This window comes from Alteromonas sp. M12, assembly GCF_037478005.1.
Classification (GTDB): Bacteria; Pseudomonadota; Gammaproteobacteria; order Enterobacterales; family Alteromonadaceae; genus Aliiglaciecola; species Aliiglaciecola lipolytica_A.
The window spans coordinates 778616-798685 of sequence record NZ_CP144164.1 but is presented as its reverse complement, the minus strand read 5'-3'; the positions used below and the strand labels follow the sequence as shown (position 1 = coordinate 798685).

The following is a 20070-nucleotide window of genomic DNA, read 5'->3' as shown; positions in this document are numbered from 1 at the left end:
TCCTAATTTTATTATCAATTAAATTGGGAGTTAGTTGAAAGACTTATCAAAACCTTCAGCAATCTCCTTGGATTATTAATTTACCTTATCCTATATTTAAATGGATGCTAGCAAGCTGATATTGTGAATCAACAAAGCCTTGATGGAAGCGGCATTAAACGGAAGTACTTTAAATTATCTCAAAAAAAATGGAAGGAGATACGAGATGAAAACTCTCACCTATGGATGTTGTCTTATAGTTACAACCTTTTTATTCAGTAACAGTACATTTGCCCACGCTAAAACTGGGCGCACTGAATTTGCAGTCGATAAAATTATTGCTGAAAGCAGTTTTAACGAACCCACCTATATAGATACGGTAAAAACGGAAAACCTGACCCTCATCACCCCAGTTTTTAACAAGGGCATGAATTTCACCCTTTATATTGACTCAAAAGGAGATAAGGTATTTTTTCCTTTTGAACAAGAATCAAGAGTTTTTACGGATGAAGATGCTCTGATGGATTTTATGAAAAGGCATTTTAGTTACGATCCTGAAAACAAGGAGAAGGGACTATCTGGTACGTATTTGTGGGAAGGGTCCAGCTATTTCTATGATCCTAAAATAGCTATGAATTACTTGATTAAAGATCCTATTTTGGCATTTGTGGGAGGACCGAAAGGCACGATTTTAGTAGCGGGAAAAGAAATGTGCATCGATCCTGATGGTAAATGTGACGAAGGGTACGCAAGTTATCTGGAACCTGTTGGAAAATTAACGGCACCAACCCAATTAGACCATTGTGGTAGTGAATTTGCTGGTACACCTGTATGTGTTCAACATCACACATTTTGGAATAAGACCTGGTGGTTTGTTGATTACGTCAGGCATGGCGTCAATGCAAGATTCACCACGTGGGGAGCACTACCATCCAGTGTGCTAGATTTGTCGGGGAGATTAATGACAGCAATACACGACCCATTCGGTACCATTGTTGTGGCGCCAGCCACAGTGGGTGAAGATTTTGCCGAGATTGCTATTTTTTGTTATGGAAGTTGTACTGCCCCCATTTTAGATGCTTACGCAATGTGTGGTCAGGGAAGAGTGTCCGACCCTGATGTGTCAGGAACCAGAGAAACAGGCAATGGCCCTGGAAACAACGTCTCAAGAACGACTTGCCCTTGAATCATGTGATAGCTCTCATGCTGGCACTCGTTATTGTCAGCATGAGGTCAGTTTCAGCTACTGATAGCAAGCCGCACTGGTGGTATCGCTTGCATGTGTCTAACCAGCCCACTTGTGTCGCTGTGGCAGTGGAAGAACACTGGCTTATTACGCCCTGGCATTGTGTACAATTACCAGGACAATTCCAAACATTCGAAAAAAAAACATTGTTTGTTAAAGGGGTGGACGGAAAGAGTATCAAGATAAAAAAAGTAATTACTCCACATAATCGATATCGCCACTTAGGTGACATACAAGGCAGGGACATTGCACTTTTACAATTAAATACAAAGTTAGAGAAATGGCTCCCTTTAAGCCAACATGTAAAACGTCTAAAAGCTCCCTTAACGGTAGCTTTAATCGATAGCCAAAGGGTTCACTTTCTTAAAATCACTCCGCTTCAAATAGAAAATAAGCTGATACTTACATCAAACATTACTTGCAAGGGGGACTCTGGTGTACCTTTAATAGACGAACACCACACTCTAGTAGCAATTGCCTCTTGGCATTCTGGACGGCGTTGCAACGAAACAGGCAATATATCTTTTTTTAATCGGGTAGATATTTTCTCAAGTTGGATACACAACCAAATCGGAAATCCGGTAAATTAAGTCTGACTGTTTACATTGCCAACACATATAAGTTTCCGATGCACATATGATTACTTAAATTTAGCAATCTCTATTCACAGTAAATTAGATGTTTAATACCACCCATTAAAATATTTGCTAAATTATCATCCAATGGAAGTATACGTATTGCCCTTGCGCATTCCCTTGGTACTAGCATGCTATTGGAAACTGTAAATACTTATAAATAAACCTTTGCCAACTATGGTAGCAATACACGCACAATTTTCTGCGCTAAGAGAGTTTGGTGTAGAAAAAACGTATTTACAGATAGCTAAAAAACAAACTATTCCGATGTTTGGAATGGCTATGAAAATGTAAAAAATATAAATCGCCACTTTATATAATTCACAATAAAGCAAACAAAACAATACCCATATGGATGAGTGAAAAATTGGCAACATATGGTGGTGAGAATACTAAATTCCTTAAACTTGAAAATGGCGGTCTCAACATTGTGTGCTAAGTTCCAATTGACGAAACTTAACTTAATCTACTCGATTTAATCAATGACAAACAATAGTAAAATTTGTCAGACATATACTTACACCAATGACATGCTGAAACCTCTGTTTACTCAATTTCATGTCAAGAAACTTTACTATCGCTTAAAAATCTAAATTTAACTATCTAATTTCATTAGAAAATAATTATGGCGTGAATTGTGCTGGTGACTATTTACCTAATTTACTAAATTGGAATAATTAAAATGAAATTTAAAAATTTTAGTGTTGCTGTTTTGATGTATATTTTTTATTCACAATCTTCTTTCGCAGGGTTAATAGAAGGTCCTGAGTTGACCCAAAATAATACTGGTTGGACTAATAATGGTATATCATTTACTGCTTTACAGGACTCTACGCTTACTAGCTTTGTATATAACAACCAAGGGTTGGCGGATACAGTTTTATTAGTCGATGAGCTAGGTGGAATCTTACAGTCAATTGATATAGCTGCCGGGAATACAGAACAACTAATAAATGTTTCATGGGCTTTGATGGCCGGTGATATTTACGGGCTATTGGCAACGCAAGAGTATGGCGATAATGGGCGTTGGGTTAATACATCATACCCAGTTGCAAATACAGACATTTCTGTTAATGGATACGCTAAAAATGGCCTAGGTTCAGTTGTTGGTACAGATCATTGGTTCCATTTCACTGACATTGCTACTAACGAAGGGTCTGAGATTCCTGAACCAACGAGTATTGCGATATTAGGATTAGGGCTCAGTTTCTTTGCCTTCAGACGCAATAGAAAAGATTTAAACTTTAAATAAAGCGGACTTTAACTTCTGTCTGTCGATAAAAGCCTCAAATATGAGGCTTTTTTAGTGACAATTGTTTGAGATTACCAATCTATAATAGATTGTGCTAACAGATCAAAAAGCCCACTTCAAAGTGGGCTTTATCAATCTTGTAAACGTTTTATTTACTGTAAAACGACTTATTTAATCACCGTAAACGTTTTATTTACTATGAACATCATTCACGTTCAACAACCGCATTGTGATAAACATGTTGAACATCGTCGCAGTCCTCTAGCATATCCATAAATTTATCAAACACAGCAACATCCTCCCCACTGACGGTTGATTCTGTTTGTGGGATAAAGGTAATTTCTTCAGCCTCGAATTGAATTTCAGGATTGTCTTCGGTCAATGCTGTGCGAGTACTGTTGAATTCAGTATGGGGAGCGTAAACAGTAACAATGCCATCTTCACACTCAACTTCTGTTACATCCACATCTGCTTCCATTAACACTTCTAAAACGGCATCTTCATCGTCGCCTGGAAACGCAAACACAGCTTGATGATCAAACATGTGGCCGACTGTTCCTTCAACTCCCAATTTTGAACCTGTTTTAGTAAAACAATTACGTACATCAGTGATCGTGCGATTATGATTATCGGTTAGACAATCAACTATCACCATGCAGCCACCAGGCCCAAAACCTTCATATCTTGCAGGCACGTAATCTTCACCTGCACCACCGGCGGCTTTATCAATTGCTTTATCAATTACATGACTAGGAACTTGGTCTTTTTTAGCTTTATCAATTAATCTACGTAGCGATAAATTGGCCTGTGGATCGGTCCCACCGTTTTTAGCTACCACATAAATTTCTTTACCGTATTTAGAATAAACTTTAGTTTTTGCTCCGGCTGTTTTCGCCATAGCGACTTTACGAACTTCGAACTTTCTTCCCATTGTAATTCAGCTCTTCTTGTATCGATTTAATTTCTATTTAAACGAATTCTACCTAAAATCGAGGGTCTAGGGCAAATGTTGTGTCGCTAAATAGTCATGAGACTGCATTTCTTTAAGCCGACTTAAACAGCGTTTAAACTCAAAATTTAATTGTCCCTGACTGTATAATTGCTCCATTGGAACAGCTGCAGAAATAATCAACTTAACATTTCGTTCGTAAAATTCATCAACCATTGCAATGAATCGTCGTGCAACGTCATCAATTTCCTTGCCCATTTGTTCAACATTAGCCAACAGCACTGTGTGGTAACATTGACTTAATTCCATGTAATCATTTTGGCTTCGGGGACCGTCACATAGGGCGCGAAATTCAAACATCACTATTCCATCCGCGTCTTTAATCGAAGGGATTTTGCGTCCTTCAATTTCAATATCCCGTTTAATACCCCCTATTTCAGGCGCTAATTGGGCGAAGTACTTTTCTAAGTTTTGATTGGCTGCTTTATCTAATGGATAGTGAAATATCTCGGCCTGTTCCAAGGTGCGCATTCGATAATCCACACCGGAGTCTACATTCACAATTCGACAATTTTGGTTTATCAATTCAATCGCAGGTAAGAATCTAGCCCGTTGTAAGCCATTACGATAAAGCTCATCAGGAATGATATTGGAAGTGGCCACTAAACAAATTCCGCGAGCAAAGAGTTCTTGCATCAAAGTACCTAAAATCATCGCATCAGTGATATCTGACACAAAAAATTCATCAAAACAGATGACTTTGGTTTCTTTTGCAAAAATATTCGCAACAATCTTTAACGGGTCGCTTTCTCCACCAAGGGATTTTAGTTCTTCGTGTACACGATGCATAAATCGATGAAAGTGAATACGCATTTTATTTTTGAACGGTAAACAATCGTAAAACGTGTCCACTAAGTATGTTTTGCCGCGCCCTACACCACCCCAGAAATATAGCCCTTGGATACTCGGCTTATGCATCCCTTTACCAAATTTACTGGCAAGCTTTACTCTCCAAGTGCGTTTCTTTTGGGGCTGTGTTAGCTCATCAAATAGTCGCTGTAATTCTTTTACCGCGTTCTCTTGAGCGGCATCGAAATGAAATTCAGGCTCTTTAAGGTCCTGTTGGTATTTTTCCCAAGGCGTTTTCATATACATCCGCTAATATTAAAAATTGTTACTAAATCATCTTGAACAAAAAAAAATTGTCCGCATAGTTTGCTAAGCGAGTATGATTAAGTAAAGCATTTATACAATTTGGAGACATTATGGACTGGATAGTAGGGTTATTGCTATTGGTTGTAGGCATGATTTTAGGATTTTTTATCTCAAAATTCTTTGCTGATCGAAAATTAGCGGATCAAAATTCGAAACAAAACGAAAATACAGTTAGGGAAGTGATGGCGCAAAACGCCACTGATCACATTGGTCAAACTCGCAATATCGTAACGGCTTTACAAAATCAGTGTGAGAGTTTATCAGAACAACTTGATGCATTTGAAAGTGCGATTGAGAGAACACAGGCAGATGATGGTGAAAAGTTAACTTACTTTGGTGAACAGGCATCGGTATATATCGGTCATCAACAATCGAAGCATAAACGCAAATCTGAAAATACTGAATTTCAACCCAAAGACTTTTCAGGTGAAAGGACTGGACTGTTTACTGACGCAAAAAATAAGCAAGTCGTCGACGAGAAGTAATTAAATCTGAACTTTGCGCACCATTGTACGGTCATTTGATTCAAGAACCTGAACTAGGGATAAGCAGGGTAACTCGATAATGGTATTTTGTGTCTAGCGTCGTTGTGTCTTCCAGTAATAGTTCACTATTAACTAAGAAAACTGACTTCGCTTTATACATCAAATTCATCATCGAGCGCATATCCACTTTTTGAGTTATTAAGCGATAGCGCAGATTGTTAAGCACAATGTGTGATTGATTGACGCTTCTTATCCCGAGTTTAGGTTAACTACATTAATTTGATTTTTAGTAGAATACTTTGGAGACAAATCTACGATGAAAAAAGTTGTTAATCGTTTCATACTTACCACCGCTATTGTTGTTGGAGCAGCGTCCATCGCTATGTCGGCCAACGCCGCTTTGCCATTTTTTTCTTCCGACAAAAATGAAGTGCCGACCTTGGCTCCGATGCTAGAGGAAACTACTCCAGCTATCGTCAGTATCGCAGTAGAAGGCACGCAAGTTTCAAGGCAACGTGTGCCTGAAATGTTTCGTCATTTTTTTGGTGGTTCAGATGAACAAGTTCAAGAACGACCTTTTAAAGGATTAGGCTCTGGGGTCATCATTGATGCCAAAAAAGGCTACGTAGTGACTAATAATCATGTAGTCGACAACGCCAACGAAATTACTGTCAAACTAACAGATGGTAGAGAGTTAAAGGCCAAAAAACTCGGTGCTGATGAGCAAAGTGATATCGCCTTGCTTCAAATTGAAGCTGAAGATTTACAAGCCGTTCCATTGGCAAACTCTGATAAATTGCGAGTTGGCGATTTTGTTGTAGCCATTGGTAACCCTTTTGGTCTAAATCAAACAGTGACCTCAGGTATCGTCAGTGCATTAGGGCGTTCTGGTTTAAATATTGGTGGTTACGAGGACTTCATTCAAACTGATGCGGCCATTAACCGAGGTAATTCTGGTGGTGCATTAGTTAACCTTCGTGGTGAGTTAATTGGTATCAATACCGCTATTTTCGGACCAAATGGTGGCAACGTAGGTATCGGTTTTGCGATTCCCAGCAACATGATGAAAAGCCTAGTAGATCAAATTATTGAGTTTGGTGAGGTTCGTCGTGGCTTACTGGGTGTGATTGGTCAAGATGTAGATGCTGGATTGGCAGATGCGATGAACCTTGACGTCAATAAAGGTGCCTTCGTGAGTGAAGTTAGCCCAGATTCAGCAGCCGAAAAAGGTGGCATAGAATCAGGCGATATTATCACTCATATCAACGGTTTGGCGGTTAGCAGCTTCCAGGAATTACGCGCCAAAATAGGCACTATGGGTGCTGGTTCTGAAGTTGAATTAACGATTATGCGTAAAGGCAAATCTCGTAACATTGACGTCACTCTTGGTGATGCTACTGGCGCAGTGGTTGCTGCCCGAGAAATCCACCCGGCTTTGGAAGGAGCAACCTTAACTAATGGTAAAACCGTACGCGGTAACGATGGTGTGGTTATCTCCGAAATACAAAACCGCTCACCTGCAGCCAGTATTGGTTTGCAAGATGGCGACGTGATAGTCGGTGTTAATAGAGCCAGAGTAACTACAGTGGCTGACTTACGCAGACAAATGGACGAAGCACAGGGTGTAATAGCATTAAATGTTCAACGTGGTAAGACCTCGTTGTATTTAGTAATTCGATAGTTTATTAACCGTTTTAAGCATAACAGCCAACAAATCTGCGGCTGTTATGCTTTTATCCACCTTAGATACCTACCATCAATGATTATTCAGTGTTACTCTTAATAATCAGTCGTTTAACTTGATCTACCACGTGAAAATACCAGTCTGGCTCCAGTTTTTAACAAAATCCGTCGCTTTGGGATTAATTATCTCAGCGCTTATATTAGCATTAGTGCCAGAACTAAGACGTGGCAGTGGCTTGAGCTTTGATGTATTTAATCGCAGCGAAGCAGAGCCTGAAAAACAAAGTTATTACGACGCAATAAGTCGCTCGGCCCCCGCAGTGGTTAATATATACAGCAGTAGTATTGATATTGTTCGACGTCGGCAAGTAAATCGCACTAGTCTAGGCTCAGGTGTGATAATGACCCAAAGCGGCTACATCCTCACCTGCTGGCATGTTATCCAAAATGCTGAAAGCACTATTGTAGGACTTCCAGACGGACGCCGTGTTACTGCTGAACTTGCGGGATATGATGAACTTACCGACCTAGCAGTGTTAAAAATTACAGCCGATAATTTACAAGTTATTCCGCAAATTGAAGATCCGCAAATTCGCGTCGGTGATGTGGTTTTAGCCATAGGTAACCCATTGAATATTGGCCAGACCATTACCCAAGGCATCATTAGTCGTTCGGGCCACACCATTACCCAAAATTTCAGAGAGTTTATTCAAACCGATGCGGTAATGCATGAAGGTAACTCTGGCGGCGCTTTGGTCGATAGCAACGGCGTTTTAATTGGTATTAATAACGCCAACTTCAAAACTTTGGATAGTCAACGCAGAGTGATTGATGTGAACGGCATCTTTTTCGCGGTACCTTACACATTGGCTCGTCGAGTCATGGATGAAATCATCGAAAATGGTAAGGCAACTCATGGACAACTTGGTTTTACTGGTGGTATCGATCCTAATCTAGCCGGCATAGTTGTTACCAACGTTGCCCCTGGAGGCCCTGCTGAATTGGCAGGTTTACAACAATACGATATCATTTTATCGATGAATCAAGTTGAGTTAGAAACATTGGATCAAACTTTCGACATGATTGCGAAAAGCCGCCCTGGTGAACAATTAGATTTGTCGATATCTCGCAATGGTAAAGTTATCAATATTAAAGTGACGGTTGGCGAAGCTAGCACTTAACAGAAATTCAGTTATTGAAGTTAGTAAGGAAGTTTTAAATTATGGAAAATCCCTATAGCGCACCGAAAAGCGACATGGGCCAATCGTTATCCACTGACAGCACCTCAATCTTTTCACCGAATCAGATAACCTTAGGCGCTTTTATCGGTGGTCCTCTGGCCGCAGTATACTTTTTATATCAGAATTTTTCTGCTTTGAATCAGTTCGATAAAGCTCAACAAACCCTACGATGGGGGTTATCTTTGTGCTTGGTTTTTATCTGCTTATTGCCGATTATTCCTGAGAACTTCCCAAATACAGTTATTCCTATTGTCTATTGTATTGTTGCCCGTCAGATAGCTGAAAAACACCAGTGCAGTAAACAACAAATAATCGAAAGTGATTTGTTTAGATTTCAATCCAATTGGCGAGTTTTTGTTATTACTGTTACTGCACTAATACTGTTAATGGTATTGGTCATACCGGTGATTTTCGCGTTTGAAATGTTCAGCGCCTAACGTGGTTAACTGATACGTTGTATGTTGGCGCCCAATTTGGTCAATTTAGTCTCGATATGCTCGTAACCACGATCTAAATGATAAATTCGATCGACTATGGTTTCGCCTTTAGCGACTAAGCCGGCAATAATCAAGCTGGCAGAAGCCCGCAAATCAGTTGCCATTACTTGTGCCCCAGTAAGCTGCTCTACTCCTTCACAAACCGCGTTATTGGTTTCTAGGGATATTTTAGCGCCCATCCGCTGTAACTCTGGTACATGCATGAATCGGTTTTCAAATATAGTTTCAGTCACTACACCAGTACCGTCGGCCACACAATTTAACGCCATAAATTGCGCTTGCATATCCGTTGGAAATCCAGGATGAGGAGCGGTTTTAATATTGACACTTTTAGGGCGTTTACCATGCATATTCAATGACACCCAGTCTTCACCAGTTTCAATATCAGCTCCGGCCTGAGTTAATTTAGTCAGCACAGCGTCTAGGGTATGTGGTGCAGCATTGGTACAGCGGATATTTCCCCCTGTTACTGCCGCAGCAACTAAAAAGGTCCCAGTCTCTATTCGGTCTGGTAAAACCCGATAGTGACAGCCTTGAAGACGTTTAACGCCGACAATTTTAATACTGTCGGTACCCGCTCCTGTGATTTTCGCTCCCATGCGATTTAAACAATTGGCTAAATCTACAATCTCAGGTTCTCGTGCGGCATTTTCCAACACGGTTTGACCATCAGCCAATGTCGCCGCCATCATCAAATTTTCAGTCGCGCCAACGCTGACAATATCCATGAAGATATGCGCTCCTTTGAGACGCCCATCGACTTCAGCACGCACATATCCCGCATCGACGCTGATCTTAGCGCCCATCTGTTTTAAGCCTTCAAGATGCAAATTCACAGGACGAGCACCTATGGCGCAACCACCAGGTAAAGACACGTTGGCTTTACCATGCTTGGCTAACAAAGGGCCAAGCACAAGAATTGATGCGCGCATGGTTTTTACCAACTCATAAGAGGCGGTCATATTGTTAATCTTACTCGGGTCCAATTCTAACTCTTGGTTATCATGACGTTGCGCTTTTACGCCCAAACCACCCAGCAATTTGATGCTAGTGTTGATGTCCCTAAGGTGCGGAACATTGTCAAAAAAACAAGAAGAGTCCGCCAAAATACACGACATTAATATTGGTAGTGCGGCGTTTTTCGCACCGGATATCACCACATCCCCATGCAACGCAGGGCTGGTATTTATACTAAGTTTATCCATGATACGCGAAGTTATTGGGGCACATTGAACATACGTTCACGTTGCCATTGCTTTTCAGAAAAGGTTTTTATGGAAATAGCGTGCATAGTGCCATCGGCAATTTGCTCTTTTAACGGGCCATAAATAAATTGCTGCTTTTTAACTCGACTCATGCTTTCAAATTTATCGCTTACAGCAATAATTTGAAAATGGGAGCCTTCACTAGTTACATGAACTTCGGCTAATTCCAACTGCTCTTTTAGCAGATCTGCTATTTGTTGATTATCCATTTGTACTCTTTCGATTGATAAATTTCGGCTATTGTATCGACAAAATAGTGCTAACGTTGCTTAAATTGGCAAGTTTTATTAATCCTTCAGGCAAGTTAAGCAATTCTAGAGGCACATTTTCCGATTTACAGTTTTTCGATAACCGCATAACCCAGGCCAATCCAGCTGTATCAACCTGATTCACTCCGGCAAAATCGACCTGTAGTATTGATGCGTTTGTCTTACAGGTTTGAATGTCACTTTGTTGTTGCGGCCAACACTTCATTACCGTATCGCGATTTAAATCACCTTTTAAATAAAAGGCGCCGCTATTACTTGTTGTAACTTCAATCGCGTTTGATTGCTCAGCCACTTAAGCCTCTTTCTTTTCAAGCGAAATAGGTTGTTCTATTTTCTCACGCATTAACTCAATGACTTTGTCGATGCCTTGTTGACGTAAAATGCTTTCGAATTCACTTTGTTTCGAAGACAACATACTGATTCCCTCAGCAACCATATCGTAAGCTTTCCATTCGTTGGTTTTTCTGTCTTTTCTAACTTTAAACGCAATCTTAATGTCTGGACGTTTTCCGTCTTTTACTATGGCTCGAACTGTCACGCTGCGCTCATCTTCAAAATCAGACTCAGGCTCGAACTCTACAGTTTGGTCGTCGTAATAGCCCATAGCCACTGCATAAGTGGTGACCAGGTATTCTCTAAAAACAGCAACGAATTCTTGTAGTTGCGCCTTTTCAGCTTTAGTAACGTATTTACCTAATACCTTGAACGCAGAAAACTTATAGTCAACATGGGGTAACAATTCTTCTTTCATGATCACCCGCAATACTTCCGGATCTTCAGAAATTTTTTGCTTTTCACGTTTGATGCGGTCAAAAGTCTGAGACGCAACATCTTTTACCATGCTGTATGGGTTAGTCTCATCAATGGTTTGCCCGTGAGCATTTAAACCAATCGTCAACAATGCGATTGACGCTATCTTTATTAAAAACCTGTTTCTCATAATTTTTCCCAACGAGATTGGCAGCTTAGTCACTGCCTTTACTAAATAAAAATTGACCTATTAGATCTTCTAAAACGAGCGCTGATTTGGTGTCGGCAATATAGTCACCATCAGCTAGATTTTCGATATCATCGATAGTGAAACCCGGTTGAAATCCCACATACTGCTCGCCCAATAAACCAGAAGTTAAAATCGATGCTGAACTGGTTTCTGGAAATTGGTTATAGGTAGTAGAAATACTCAAGGTAACTACGGGTGTAAAGTCTTTTGGATCCAATTTAATTTTCTCGACTCGACCAATCACAACGCCGCCCACTTTTACCGAAGAACGCTCTTTTAAACCACCAATGTTGTCAAACTTGGCATACAGGGTATAAGTATCTCCCTGCCCCACAGAACCTCGACTGGCTACGTTTAGTGCTAACATTAGTGAGGCTGCAATCGCCATTGCAACAAACAATCCAACTAATACTTCAACTTTCCTTGATGTCATGCTCAATTCCTCACTCTATTCCAAACATAATTGCGGTTAAAACGAAATCTAATCCAAGTACAGCCAATGATGAATACACCACGGTTTGTGTTGTCGCTGCACTTATTCCTTCCGAAGTAGGCACTGAGTCGTATCCTTTGAAGATAGCGATCCAGGTGATCACAAACGCAAAGAAAACACTTTTAATGACACCATTCATCACGTCTTCGTTCCATTCAACGGTAGACTGCATGATTGACCAGTAACTTCCCACGTCAACACCAAGCCATTCAACACCAACTAAGTGTCCACCTAAAATACCTACCGCACTAAAAATCATAGTCAACATCGGCATTGATATTAAACCAGCCCAGAGCCTAGGAGCGACTACTCGACGTAGCGGATCAACGGCCATCATTTCTAAACTACTCAGTTGTTCTGTGGCTTTCATCAAACCGATTTCAGCGGTTAACGCCGAACCAGCGCGGCCAGCAAACAGCAATGCTGTAACAACAGGTCCTAGCTCTCGTAAAATAGACAAGGCAACCATAGGACCTAAGCTACCTTCAGCACCATAATCAACTAAAATAGTATAGCCTTGCAGCGCCATAACCATGCCAATAAACAAACCAGAAACGATAATAATGGAAAGTGACTGCACACCAACCACGTAAACTTGTTTTATCGTCAATGAGATATTTTTAATTTGAGGGGCAGCTAACACTGCTCCCATAAGCATACCGGTCGCTCGCCCAATGGCTGCAAATCGATCAAGTGTTGATTGTCCAAGTTTTGCTAACCAATCCACTAACTCACTCCTAAAAATTCTTGCTCCAGCGATTTCGCTGGGTAGTGGAATGGCACAGGTCCATCTGCTTCACCACGTAAAAATTGTTGCACTAACGCTGAGTCGCTTTGCTTAATTTCCTCAGGAGTCCCTGAGCCAATAATTTTCTTTTCAGCCAGAATGTAAACATGATCGGCGATACTCATCACTTCTTTTACATCGTGGGTTACCACCACACTGGTCAAATTCAACGCGTTATTTAATTCTTTAATCAGTTTAACCAGTACACCCATAGATATCGGATCTTGTCCGGCAAAGGGTTCATCGTACAAAATCAACTCAGGATCTAATGCAATAGCCCGAGCAAGCGCTGCTCGACGCGCCATTCCGCCAGATAATTCACTGGGCATTAAATTGACTGCACCGCGCAGCCCTACCGCTTGAAGTTTTAATAAAACAATGGTTTTAATTAAATCCTCAGACAAGTTACTGTGTTCACGCAAAGGATATGCAATGTTGTCGAAAACACTGATATCTGTAAATAAAGCACCACTTTGGAACAACATACTCATCTGACGGCGAACATGAAATAATCGTTTACGGCTCATTCCTGGAATGGATTCACCACGAAATTGAATATCACCACTGTTGGGGCGCAACTGCCCACCAATCAGTTTTAAAAGCGTTGTTTTACCGATCCCACTAGGACCCATTATTGCCGTGGTTTTCCCTTCTGGTATGTGTAACGAAATATTGTCGTAAATTACACGGTTACCACGTTTAAAGGTCAAACTATCTATTTCTATTAAATTTTTCACCGAAACTCCGAGTGGCCTGGATGAGTAGACACGACAAACACCTAAAATGTTTCAACCGATGCGACGATTTGAGGCCATTTTATCGTTTTTCAAGGTTAATAAACAATTATTCCACTCAAAATGACCAAAATTAATCACGCTATTTAAATGAATGATAACAGTATAGATTATGGGGCGTTATTGACTAACTGCTTCGATTTGTAACAAAGCGTAACGCAAAACGAATTGTATCTGTTGTTGTGGCTATAATATTTTAGATAACACCTATTCAGCCTTGATATAAATTGATAGGTCACAATATCTTGATCAAAGATTGTAAATACAAAGTAAAGGTCCGTTTAGATAAGTAAAATTATGGCTTATCTGAGACGATAAATTATTATTGTAAAGTCATTAGGAATTACATATGTATTTTGCGATAATCATATCATTGTTTTTTAAAGAAATAGTCAAGTGATATTAGAAATCCTTATTTTTATAGCCGGTCTAGCTGTTCTTAGCTGGAGCGCCGACAAATTTGTTTATGGAGCCTCAGCACTCGCCACCAACATTGGCGTTTCGCCCATGGTTATTGGGTTAACAATAGTTGCCATGGGCTCATCGGCGCCTGAAATAGTTGTCTCAGCGACAGCATCTTTAAATAATAACCCTGATACCGCGGTCGGAAATGCCATAGGCTCTAATATTACTAATATTGCCTTGGTACTGGGTATAACCGCGATATTAAAGCCATTGATGGTTTCAAGTAGTACGATTAAGCGCGAACTTCCTGTTCTGTTATCTGTGACTTTGTTGGCCGTTTACTTTTTAGCAGATGGTCATTTAAGCTTTATTGAAGGTTTAGTGTTAATCGCTTTATTTGTGTTTACGATTGGGGGGTTAACCTGGATATCTCTAAGTGCTGAAAAAAATGATCCATTGCACACAGAAACCGCCGATGAAATTCCCCGCGATGTACCGCCATCAAAAGCTATTTTTTGGGTTGTTTTAGGGCTTATCTTCCTCCCCTTGAGCGCGCACTTCATGGTTGACTCTGCTGTTCATATCGCAAGATACTTGGGAATGAGTGAATTACTTATTGGTTTAACCATTATAGCGCTCGGTACTAGTTTACCGGAATTGGCAGCCTGTATAGCCGGAGTATTGAAAGGCGAAGACGATCTCGTATTAGGCAATATCATTGGTTCAAACATTTTCAATATTCTTGCCGTATTGGCTATGCCAGGACTTATATCCCCAGGAATAATAGACGAAAATGTCGCCAATCGAGATATGTACGCCATGTTATTCGTGACCGTCTTACTTATTTTATTTAGTTTTAATATCCGAGGCACAAGGCAAATAAACCGTTGGGAAGGTGTAGCCTTCGTCGTTTGTTATCTAGCCTATTGCGCATTCTTGTTTATTTAAATAAAGCGAATTAACTATGTCTTCAGATTATATCGCATCGGCACTTAAGGTATTAGAAATAGAGTCTAAAGCGATTCTACAGTTGCAAGAATATATTGATGAAAGTTTTGAAAGAAGTTGTCAAATCATTCAAAACTGTAAAGGAAAAGTGGTTGTTTGTGGCATGGGAAAATCAGGTCATATCGGCCATAAAATTGCCGCCACGCTAGCCAGCACTGGCACCCCCGCCTTTTTCATGCATCCTGGGGAAGCTAACCATGGTGATTTAGGGATGATAACCAACCAGGATGTATTGTTGGCTATTTCTAACTCTGGTGAAACGGCGGAGTTACTGAATTTAATCCCCGTGGTTAAACGAATGGAAGTCCCCATCATTTCAATGACAAACAGTACTACCAGCTCGTTAGGTAAACACTCTGATGAAGTACTGTGTATTAAGGTAGAACAAGAAGCCTGTTCGTTAGGGTTAGCACCAACCGCCAGTACGACTGCAACTTTGGCAATGGGTGATGCATTAGCTGTAGCATTATTAAACGCCAGTGGGTTTACCTCCGCCGATTTTGCGCTATCTCATCCAGGTGGAAGCTTAGGTCGTAGGCTGTTATTAACAATTGCAGATATCATGCATACAGGTGATGAGTTACCCTTAGTGAAATTAGATCAAACCGTGCGCAATGCTTTGTTCGAAATTTCTCGAAAAGGGCTAGGAATGACAGGAATAATAGACGAGACTGGCAAGTTGGTTGGGATTTTTACAGATGGTGACTTGCGCCGCATCCTTGATGATAGGATTGATATACACTCAACCCCAGTTTCTGAGGTAATGACAGCTAACAGCAAAACGGGTCGACCGGAAATGTTAGCAGTTGAAGGACTTAATTTGATGGAGAAATACAGTATCAATTCAATGTTTGCAGTAGATCATGAAAATAAGCCAGTTGGCGCATTAAATATGCATATGTTACTAAAAGCCGGAGTTGTTTAGTGTCAATTATTGAAACCCTTTATGGTCCAGTTAATAACCATTTCATTAATAAGCTTAGTAAAATTAAATTACTGGTGTGTGACGTAGATGGCATCTTCTCTGATGGCAGCATTTTTATGGGAAACAATGGTGAAGAACTTAAAGCGTTTCATACACTTGATGGCTATGGCGTAAAGTCAATGTTGGAAATTGGCATTGATGTGGCAATAGTCACTGGTCGCCAGTCCGCCATTGTGGAAAATAGAATGTCAGCCCTAGGCGTGTCTCTGATCATTCAAGGTGTCGAAGACAAAAAGACCGCAGTACATAAACTCAAAACGGGATTAAACCTAAAAAAAGAGAATATCGCTTCAATGGGTGATGATATGCCTGATGTAGGTATGTTTGAACAAAGCAGTGTGTCTATCAGTGTTCCTAATGGCCACCCATATGTGAAATCAGTGGCAGAATATGTCACTAAAACAACTGGTGGTGCTGGCGCAGTGAGAGAAATCTGTGATCTAATTTTGTTTGCCAACAACAAATTAAATCGTATTTACGGTAGTAGTGTATGAATCGTATCACCCTAAGCATTGGCATCTTGTTTGTGCTAGTCTTGATGGTATATGTGCCAGGGTGGATGGGTTCAGATCCAGAACAGACAGATTCTAGTAATGAAGATTCCTGGCAGCCTAATTATCAGGCGAGGAATATGCGCAGCACTCTTTACAATGAAAACGGCGAAGTGAATCATCAGGTATTCGCGCTTAAAATGGAACATTATCAAATCCTAGGCTTCACTTTATTCAGCCAACCTAAATACACCATCTATGTTTCCGATGAGCAAACGCCTTGGCATGTAGAAGCTGAGGAAGGCACGCTGTATGAGGATAATCGAATTCAATTAGAAACTGATGTAGAGATTAGAAGCCTCGATGAATCGGGATTTGTGCAAACAATCAGAACCCAGTTTTTAGAAATTAATTTAGTCGATAAAACAATGATGTCTGACGAACCGGTTGAGATAAACGGGAAAGATTTCACTGTTAAAAGTAACGGTTTTGTAGCAAATTTAACTACACAGGAATATGAACTTAAAAATCATGTGCAAACTCAATATGCGCCGCGTTAGCGCTTTATTTATTAGCTTAATGTTCAGCGCCGCTATTATTGCCGGTGAGAACGATTTTAGCTTGCCAATCAAAGTTGACTCAAAGTCGAATTTTTTTGATGGCAAAACCAAAACGTCGATATTTAGAAAAGACGTCAAAATCACCCAAGGTAGCCTTGAAATTTTGGCTGACGAAGTCGAGGTTATTGCGGGTTTAGGGGAAGGTAAAGAAGTTTTTATTGCCCGAGGTAAACCAGCAAAATACAGCCAAACCCTCGATGATGGCAGTAATATTAGTGCCGCGGCCAATGAAATTAAATATGAAGTATCGAATCGTACTCTGACACTCAATGGTGCAGCCGAATTAAATCAGGATAGTAGCCTTGTTAAAGGTGAATCGATTCAATTTAATATGGAATTAGAGCAATTGATAGCAGAAAGTGACGGCAACGCAGAAGGCGGGGTCACTGCCATTTTCCAACCCGAAAGCATTCGCAATCGGCAAACTGACGACACTAAAAAAACTGAAGAAGAGCAAGACAAGTTGCAGGATGAAAAACCTTAATGGCAACGTTAAAAGCGACCAATTTAGCGAAGTCTTATAAATCTCGGCAAGTGGTGCGAGATGTAAGCATTGAAGTTTCTACTGGACAGATTGTTGGCCTGTTAGGTCCCAATGGTGCAGGTAAAACGACCACCTTCTATATGATTGTTGGGTTAGTGCCACTCGATAAAGGCGAGATTTATATTGATCAGACCGAGTTAACCTTACAACCCATGCACATCCGTGCACGAAAAGGAATTGGTTATCTTCCTCAAGAATCATCTATATTTCGTAAGTTAACCGTTTACCAAAATATCATGGCAATTTTGCAAACCCGAAAAGAATTAAGTTCTGATCAGCGAGAAGAGCAAGCGGATGCATTATTGGATGAATTCAATATTAACCATATTCGTAACAGCCTTGGCATGAGTTTATCAGGCGGGGAGCGCAGAAGAGTCGAGATCGCTCGTGCATTAGCGGCCGCCCCTGAGTTTATTCTATTGGATGAACCCTTTGCTGGTGTTGACCCGATTTCAGTAAACGATATAAAAAAAATAATTCAACACCTACGCGATAGAGGTATTGGTGTATTAATAACTGATCATAATGTGCGTGAAACGCTAGACGTGTGTGAAAAAGCGTATATTGTGAGTCATGGTGAATTGATAGCTTCTGGAACCGCAGAAGAAGTTTTAAATAATCAACAAGTCAGAGATGTATACCTTGGCGAGCAATTCAAGCTATAGTAGAGGTATGTTGTTTTTAACCAAAGCTTTGTGGCTAAACAAGTAAGAATAAAAAAACTAAATGAAACCCTCGTTACAATTAAAATTCAGCCAGCAACTAACAATGACGCCTCAATTGCAACAGGCTATACGTCTATTGCAATTATCAACGCTGGATTTACAACAGGAAATACAGGAAGCGTTAGAATCGAATCCACTTTTAGAAGTAGAAGACGGTTCAGATATCCCTACTGGGGATTCCGCTTTAGCAGACAGTAATGACAAGTTCTCAGAGGAGACGGTATCCGCAAGTTCTGATTCCATGGATACAAACGAGGCATTAGAAAAAGCAGATATCCCAGACGAATTACCCATAGATAGCACATGGGACGAATATATCAGTGCCTCCTCAGCCCCCGCCTCAATAAGCGGTGGTAGTGGCGGCGATGACGACCAAATTTTCCAAGGTGAAACAACCGAAAATATTCAAGATCACCTATTGTGGCAGATGCGCTTAACGCCTTTTTCTGAAGTTGATACTGCCATAGCAATCGCAATTATCGACTCTATTGATGAGTCTGGTTACCTCACTATCAGCACCGAAGATGTTCTTGCTAGTCTCGACCATGAAGAGGTTGAACTTGATGAGGTGGAATGCGTTTTAAAACGTATTCAAATGTTCGACCCTATTGGTTCAGGCTCAAGAAATCCGCAAGAATGTTTAATGGTACAAATGAATCAATTTGCACCTGACACCCCTTGGTTAAATGAAGCTAAGTTATTAATCAGCGAATATGCTGACTTATTAGGCAGTAAAGATTACCGAACTTTAATGCGTAAAACTCGTCTAAAAGAAGACGAATTACGAGAAGCTATGCGGTTATTGCAAACACTCAATCCACGCCCTGGTAGTTCATTGTTAATCGGTGAATCTGAATACGTCATTCCAGATGTTTCAGTGATGAAGAAAAATGGTCGTTGGCAAGTTGAGCTAAATCCCGATAGTTTGCCTAAGCTGAATGTAAATCAGCAATATGCGGCAATGAGCCGGAACGCTAAAAACACCAGTGATAGTCAATTTATTCGGTCGCATATGCAAGAAGCCAAGTGGTTTATAAAAAGTCTAGAGAGTCGTAATGACACTTTACTCAAAGTCGCAAACTGCATTGTTCAGCAGCAGGTTGGTTTTTTTGAGCATGGACCTGAAATGATGAAACCAATGGTGTTAAATGATGTCGCAGAAATGGTAGATATGCATGAATCAACTATTTCCCGTGTTACCACACAGAAATATATGCATACGCCTAGAGGAATTTATGAACTTAAATACTTTTTCTCCAGCCATGTAGCAACTGATTCTGGAGGAGAGTGTTCCTCAACGGCAATTCGCGCATTAATTAAAAAACTCGTCGCAGCAGAGCTTCCTACCAAGCCTCTTAGCGACAGTAAGATTGCTGATCTACTGGCAGACCAAGGTATTCAGGTCGCCCGTAGGACAATAGCAAAATACCGGGAGTCTTTATCGATCCCACCGTCTAACCAACGCAAGAGCCTGCTGTAGGCTCAACAACAGAAGGAATACG

23 protein-coding genes are annotated in these 20070 nt (G+C 40.6%); 14 read left to right on the top strand and 9 right to left on the bottom strand.

Annotated elements, in window-relative coordinates:
* Positions 1 to 205 precede the first annotated feature (205 nt).
* The 3 genes from VUI23_RS03385 (at position 206) to VUI23_RS03375 (ending at position 3112) form a co-directional block, all read left to right on the top strand.
* Positions 206 to 1165: a hypothetical protein gene (locus VUI23_RS03385; protein ID WP_342806817.1), complete on the top strand. Its 960-nt coding sequence runs from the start codon at positions 206 to 208 to the stop codon at positions 1163 to 1165.
* Positions 1166 to 1170: 5 nt separating this feature from the next.
* Entirely contained in the window at positions 1171 to 1815 is a 645-nt protein-coding gene (locus VUI23_RS03380) for a S1 family peptidase (RefSeq protein WP_342808238.1), read from the top strand.
* 727 nt (positions 1816 to 2542) lie between these two features.
* Positions 2543 to 3112 carry a PEP-CTERM sorting domain-containing protein gene (locus tag VUI23_RS03375; RefSeq protein WP_342806815.1) on the top strand — a complete coding sequence of 190 codons (570 nt, stop codon included), beginning with the start codon at positions 2543 to 2545 and terminating at the stop codon, positions 3110 to 3112.
* A 205-nt stretch (positions 3113 to 3317) separates the two neighbouring features.
* Here VUI23_RS03375 and VUI23_RS03370 read toward each other — a convergent pair whose 3' ends face one another.
* Positions 3318 to 4043: a YebC/PmpR family DNA-binding transcriptional regulator gene (locus tag VUI23_RS03370; RefSeq protein ID WP_342806813.1), complete on the bottom strand. Its 726-nt coding sequence runs from the start codon at positions 4041 to 4043 to the stop codon at positions 3318 to 3320.
* 66 nt (positions 4044 to 4109) lie between these two features.
* Complete coding sequence (gene zapE, locus VUI23_RS03365) at positions 4110 to 5216, bottom strand: cell division protein ZapE (protein WP_342806811.1); 1107 nt, start codon at positions 5214 to 5216, stop codon at positions 4110 to 4112.
* A gap of 110 nt (positions 5217 to 5326) precedes the next feature.
* Between zapE and VUI23_RS03360 the strand changes: the two genes are divergently transcribed.
* The 4 genes from VUI23_RS03360 to VUI23_RS03345 all read left to right on the top strand — a co-directional run bounded on the left by VUI23_RS03360 (position 5327) and on the right by VUI23_RS03345 (position 9122).
* A complete protein-coding gene (locus tag VUI23_RS03360; RefSeq protein WP_342806809.1) occupies positions 5327 to 5761 on the top strand; it encodes a DUF1043 family protein in 435 nt (144 codons plus the stop codon).
* A gap of 316 nt (positions 5762 to 6077) precedes the next feature.
* Positions 6078 to 7442 carry a DegQ family serine endoprotease gene (locus VUI23_RS03355; RefSeq protein WP_216049736.1) on the top strand — a complete coding sequence of 455 codons (1365 nt, stop codon included), beginning with the start codon at positions 6078 to 6080 and terminating at the stop codon, positions 7440 to 7442.
* Between the two features lie 136 nt (positions 7443 to 7578).
* A complete protein-coding gene (locus VUI23_RS03350) occupies positions 7579 to 8625 on the top strand; it encodes a trypsin-like peptidase domain-containing protein (protein WP_303501252.1) in 1047 nt (348 codons plus the stop codon).
* A 41-nt stretch (positions 8626 to 8666) separates the two neighbouring features.
* Positions 8667 to 9122: a hypothetical protein gene (locus tag VUI23_RS03345; protein WP_342806808.1), complete on the top strand. Its 456-nt coding sequence runs from the start codon at positions 8667 to 8669 to the stop codon at positions 9120 to 9122.
* A 5-nt stretch (positions 9123 to 9127) separates the two neighbouring features.
* On the opposite strand, the gene murA is transcribed toward VUI23_RS03345, so the two are convergent.
* The 7 genes from murA to VUI23_RS03310 are packed head-to-tail and all read right to left on the bottom strand — an operon-like array spanning position 9128 to position 13733.
* On the bottom strand, positions 9128 to 10387 hold the full coding sequence (gene murA / locus VUI23_RS03340; RefSeq protein WP_342806806.1) for a UDP-N-acetylglucosamine 1-carboxyvinyltransferase: 1260 nt from the start codon (positions 10385 to 10387) through the stop codon (positions 9128 to 9130).
* An 11-nt stretch (positions 10388 to 10398) separates the two neighbouring features.
* Positions 10399 to 10656, bottom strand: a complete 258-nt coding sequence (locus VUI23_RS03335; RefSeq protein WP_216049733.1) for a BolA family protein — start codon at positions 10654 to 10656, stop codon at positions 10399 to 10401.
* 28 nt (positions 10657 to 10684) lie between these two features.
* Positions 10685 to 11008 (bottom strand): STAS domain-containing protein, encoded by a 324-nt coding sequence (locus tag VUI23_RS03330; RefSeq protein WP_342806804.1) that lies wholly within the window; start codon positions 11006 to 11008, stop codon positions 10685 to 10687.
* A complete protein-coding gene (locus VUI23_RS03325) occupies positions 11009 to 11656 on the bottom strand; it encodes an ABC transporter substrate-binding protein (RefSeq protein WP_216049731.1) in 648 nt (215 codons plus the stop codon).
* Between the two features lie 25 nt (positions 11657 to 11681).
* Positions 11682 to 12149, bottom strand: a complete 468-nt coding sequence (gene mlaD / locus VUI23_RS03320) for an outer membrane lipid asymmetry maintenance protein MlaD (RefSeq protein WP_216049730.1) — start codon at positions 12147 to 12149, stop codon at positions 11682 to 11684.
* Between the two features lie 10 nt (positions 12150 to 12159).
* Positions 12160 to 12936 (bottom strand): lipid asymmetry maintenance ABC transporter permease subunit MlaE, encoded by a 777-nt coding sequence (gene mlaE / locus VUI23_RS03315; protein ID WP_216049729.1) that lies wholly within the window; start codon positions 12934 to 12936, stop codon positions 12160 to 12162.
* Positions 12936 to 13733 carry an ATP-binding cassette domain-containing protein gene (locus VUI23_RS03310; RefSeq protein ID WP_216049728.1) on the bottom strand — a complete coding sequence of 266 codons (798 nt, stop codon included), beginning with the start codon at positions 13731 to 13733 and terminating at the stop codon, positions 12936 to 12938. The genes mlaE and VUI23_RS03310 overlap by 1 nt, the downstream gene beginning before the upstream one ends.
* 453 nt (positions 13734 to 14186) lie before the next feature.
* Between VUI23_RS03310 and VUI23_RS03305 the strand changes: the two genes are divergently transcribed.
* From VUI23_RS03305 to VUI23_RS03275, 7 genes are all read left to right on the top strand, one after another.
* Complete coding sequence (locus VUI23_RS03305; RefSeq protein ID WP_216049727.1) at positions 14187 to 15143, top strand: calcium/sodium antiporter; 957 nt, start codon at positions 14187 to 14189, stop codon at positions 15141 to 15143.
* Between the two features lie 16 nt (positions 15144 to 15159).
* Positions 15160 to 16128, top strand: a complete 969-nt coding sequence (locus VUI23_RS03300; RefSeq protein WP_342806802.1) for a KpsF/GutQ family sugar-phosphate isomerase — start codon at positions 15160 to 15162, stop codon at positions 16126 to 16128.
* Positions 16128 to 16682: a 3-deoxy-manno-octulosonate-8-phosphatase KdsC gene (kdsC, locus tag VUI23_RS03295; RefSeq protein WP_216049725.1), complete on the top strand. Its 555-nt coding sequence runs from the start codon at positions 16128 to 16130 to the stop codon at positions 16680 to 16682. The genes VUI23_RS03300 and kdsC overlap by 1 nt, the downstream gene beginning before the upstream one ends.
* A complete protein-coding gene (lptC, locus tag VUI23_RS03290; protein ID WP_342806800.1) occupies positions 16679 to 17239 on the top strand; it encodes an LPS export ABC transporter periplasmic protein LptC in 561 nt (186 codons plus the stop codon). The genes kdsC and lptC overlap by 4 nt, the downstream gene beginning before the upstream one ends.
* Positions 17226 to 17783, top strand: a complete 558-nt coding sequence (lptA, locus tag VUI23_RS03285; RefSeq protein ID WP_216049748.1) for a lipopolysaccharide transport periplasmic protein LptA — start codon at positions 17226 to 17228, stop codon at positions 17781 to 17783. Before lptC ends, lptA begins: the two co-directional genes overlap by 14 nt.
* Complete coding sequence (gene lptB, locus VUI23_RS03280) at positions 17783 to 18508, top strand: LPS export ABC transporter ATP-binding protein (protein WP_216049723.1); 726 nt, start codon at positions 17783 to 17785, stop codon at positions 18506 to 18508. Before lptA ends, lptB begins: the two co-directional genes overlap by 1 nt.
* 61 nt (positions 18509 to 18569) lie before the next feature.
* Positions 18570 to 20048, top strand: a complete 1479-nt coding sequence (locus VUI23_RS03275) for an RNA polymerase factor sigma-54 (RefSeq protein WP_216049722.1) — start codon at positions 18570 to 18572, stop codon at positions 20046 to 20048.
* Positions 20049 to 20070 lie beyond the last annotated feature (22 nt).

What these genes read in the sequence shown, in the direction of transcription:
- VUI23_RS03385 (WP_342806817.1), top strand. Translation starts at nt 206, where the DNA reads ATGAAAACTCTCACCTATGGATGTTGTCTTATAGTTACAACCTTTTTA.
- VUI23_RS03375 (WP_342806815.1), top strand. Translation starts at nt 2,543, where the DNA reads ATGAAATTTAAAAATTTTAGTGTTGCTGTTTTGATGTATATTTTTTAT.
- VUI23_RS03370 (WP_342806813.1), bottom strand. Translation starts at nt 4,043, where the DNA reads ATGGGAAGAAAGTTCGAAGTTCGTAAAGTCGCTATGGCGAAAACAGCC.
- zapE (WP_342806811.1), bottom strand. Translation starts at nt 5,216, where the DNA reads ATGTATATGAAAACGCCTTGGGAAAAATACCAACAGGACCTTAAAGAG.
- VUI23_RS03360 (WP_342806809.1), top strand. Translation starts at nt 5,327, where the DNA reads ATGGACTGGATAGTAGGGTTATTGCTATTGGTTGTAGGCATGATTTTA.
- VUI23_RS03355 (WP_216049736.1), top strand. Translation starts at nt 6,078, where the DNA reads ATGAAAAAAGTTGTTAATCGTTTCATACTTACCACCGCTATTGTTGTT.
- VUI23_RS03345 (WP_342806808.1), top strand. Translation starts at nt 8,667, where the DNA reads ATGGAAAATCCCTATAGCGCACCGAAAAGCGACATGGGCCAATCGTTA.
- murA (WP_342806806.1), bottom strand. Translation starts at nt 10,387, where the DNA reads ATGGATAAACTTAGTATAAATACCAGCCCTGCGTTGCATGGGGATGTG.
- VUI23_RS03335 (WP_216049733.1), bottom strand. Translation starts at nt 10,656, where the DNA reads ATGGATAATCAACAAATAGCAGATCTGCTAAAAGAGCAGTTGGAATTA.
- VUI23_RS03325 (WP_216049731.1), bottom strand. Translation starts at nt 11,656, where the DNA reads ATGAGAAACAGGTTTTTAATAAAGATAGCGTCAATCGCATTGTTGACG.
- mlaD (WP_216049730.1), bottom strand. Translation starts at nt 12,149, where the DNA reads ATGACATCAAGGAAAGTTGAAGTATTAGTTGGATTGTTTGTTGCAATG.
- VUI23_RS03300 (WP_342806802.1), top strand. Translation starts at nt 15,160, where the DNA reads ATGTCTTCAGATTATATCGCATCGGCACTTAAGGTATTAGAAATAGAG.
- lptC (WP_342806800.1), top strand. Translation starts at nt 16,679, where the DNA reads ATGAATCGTATCACCCTAAGCATTGGCATCTTGTTTGTGCTAGTCTTG.
- lptA (WP_216049748.1), top strand. Translation starts at nt 17,226, where the DNA reads ATGCGCCGCGTTAGCGCTTTATTTATTAGCTTAATGTTCAGCGCCGCT.
- lptB (WP_216049723.1), top strand. Translation starts at nt 17,783, where the DNA reads ATGGCAACGTTAAAAGCGACCAATTTAGCGAAGTCTTATAAATCTCGG.
- VUI23_RS03275 (WP_216049722.1), top strand. Translation starts at nt 18,570, where the DNA reads ATGAAACCCTCGTTACAATTAAAATTCAGCCAGCAACTAACAATGACG.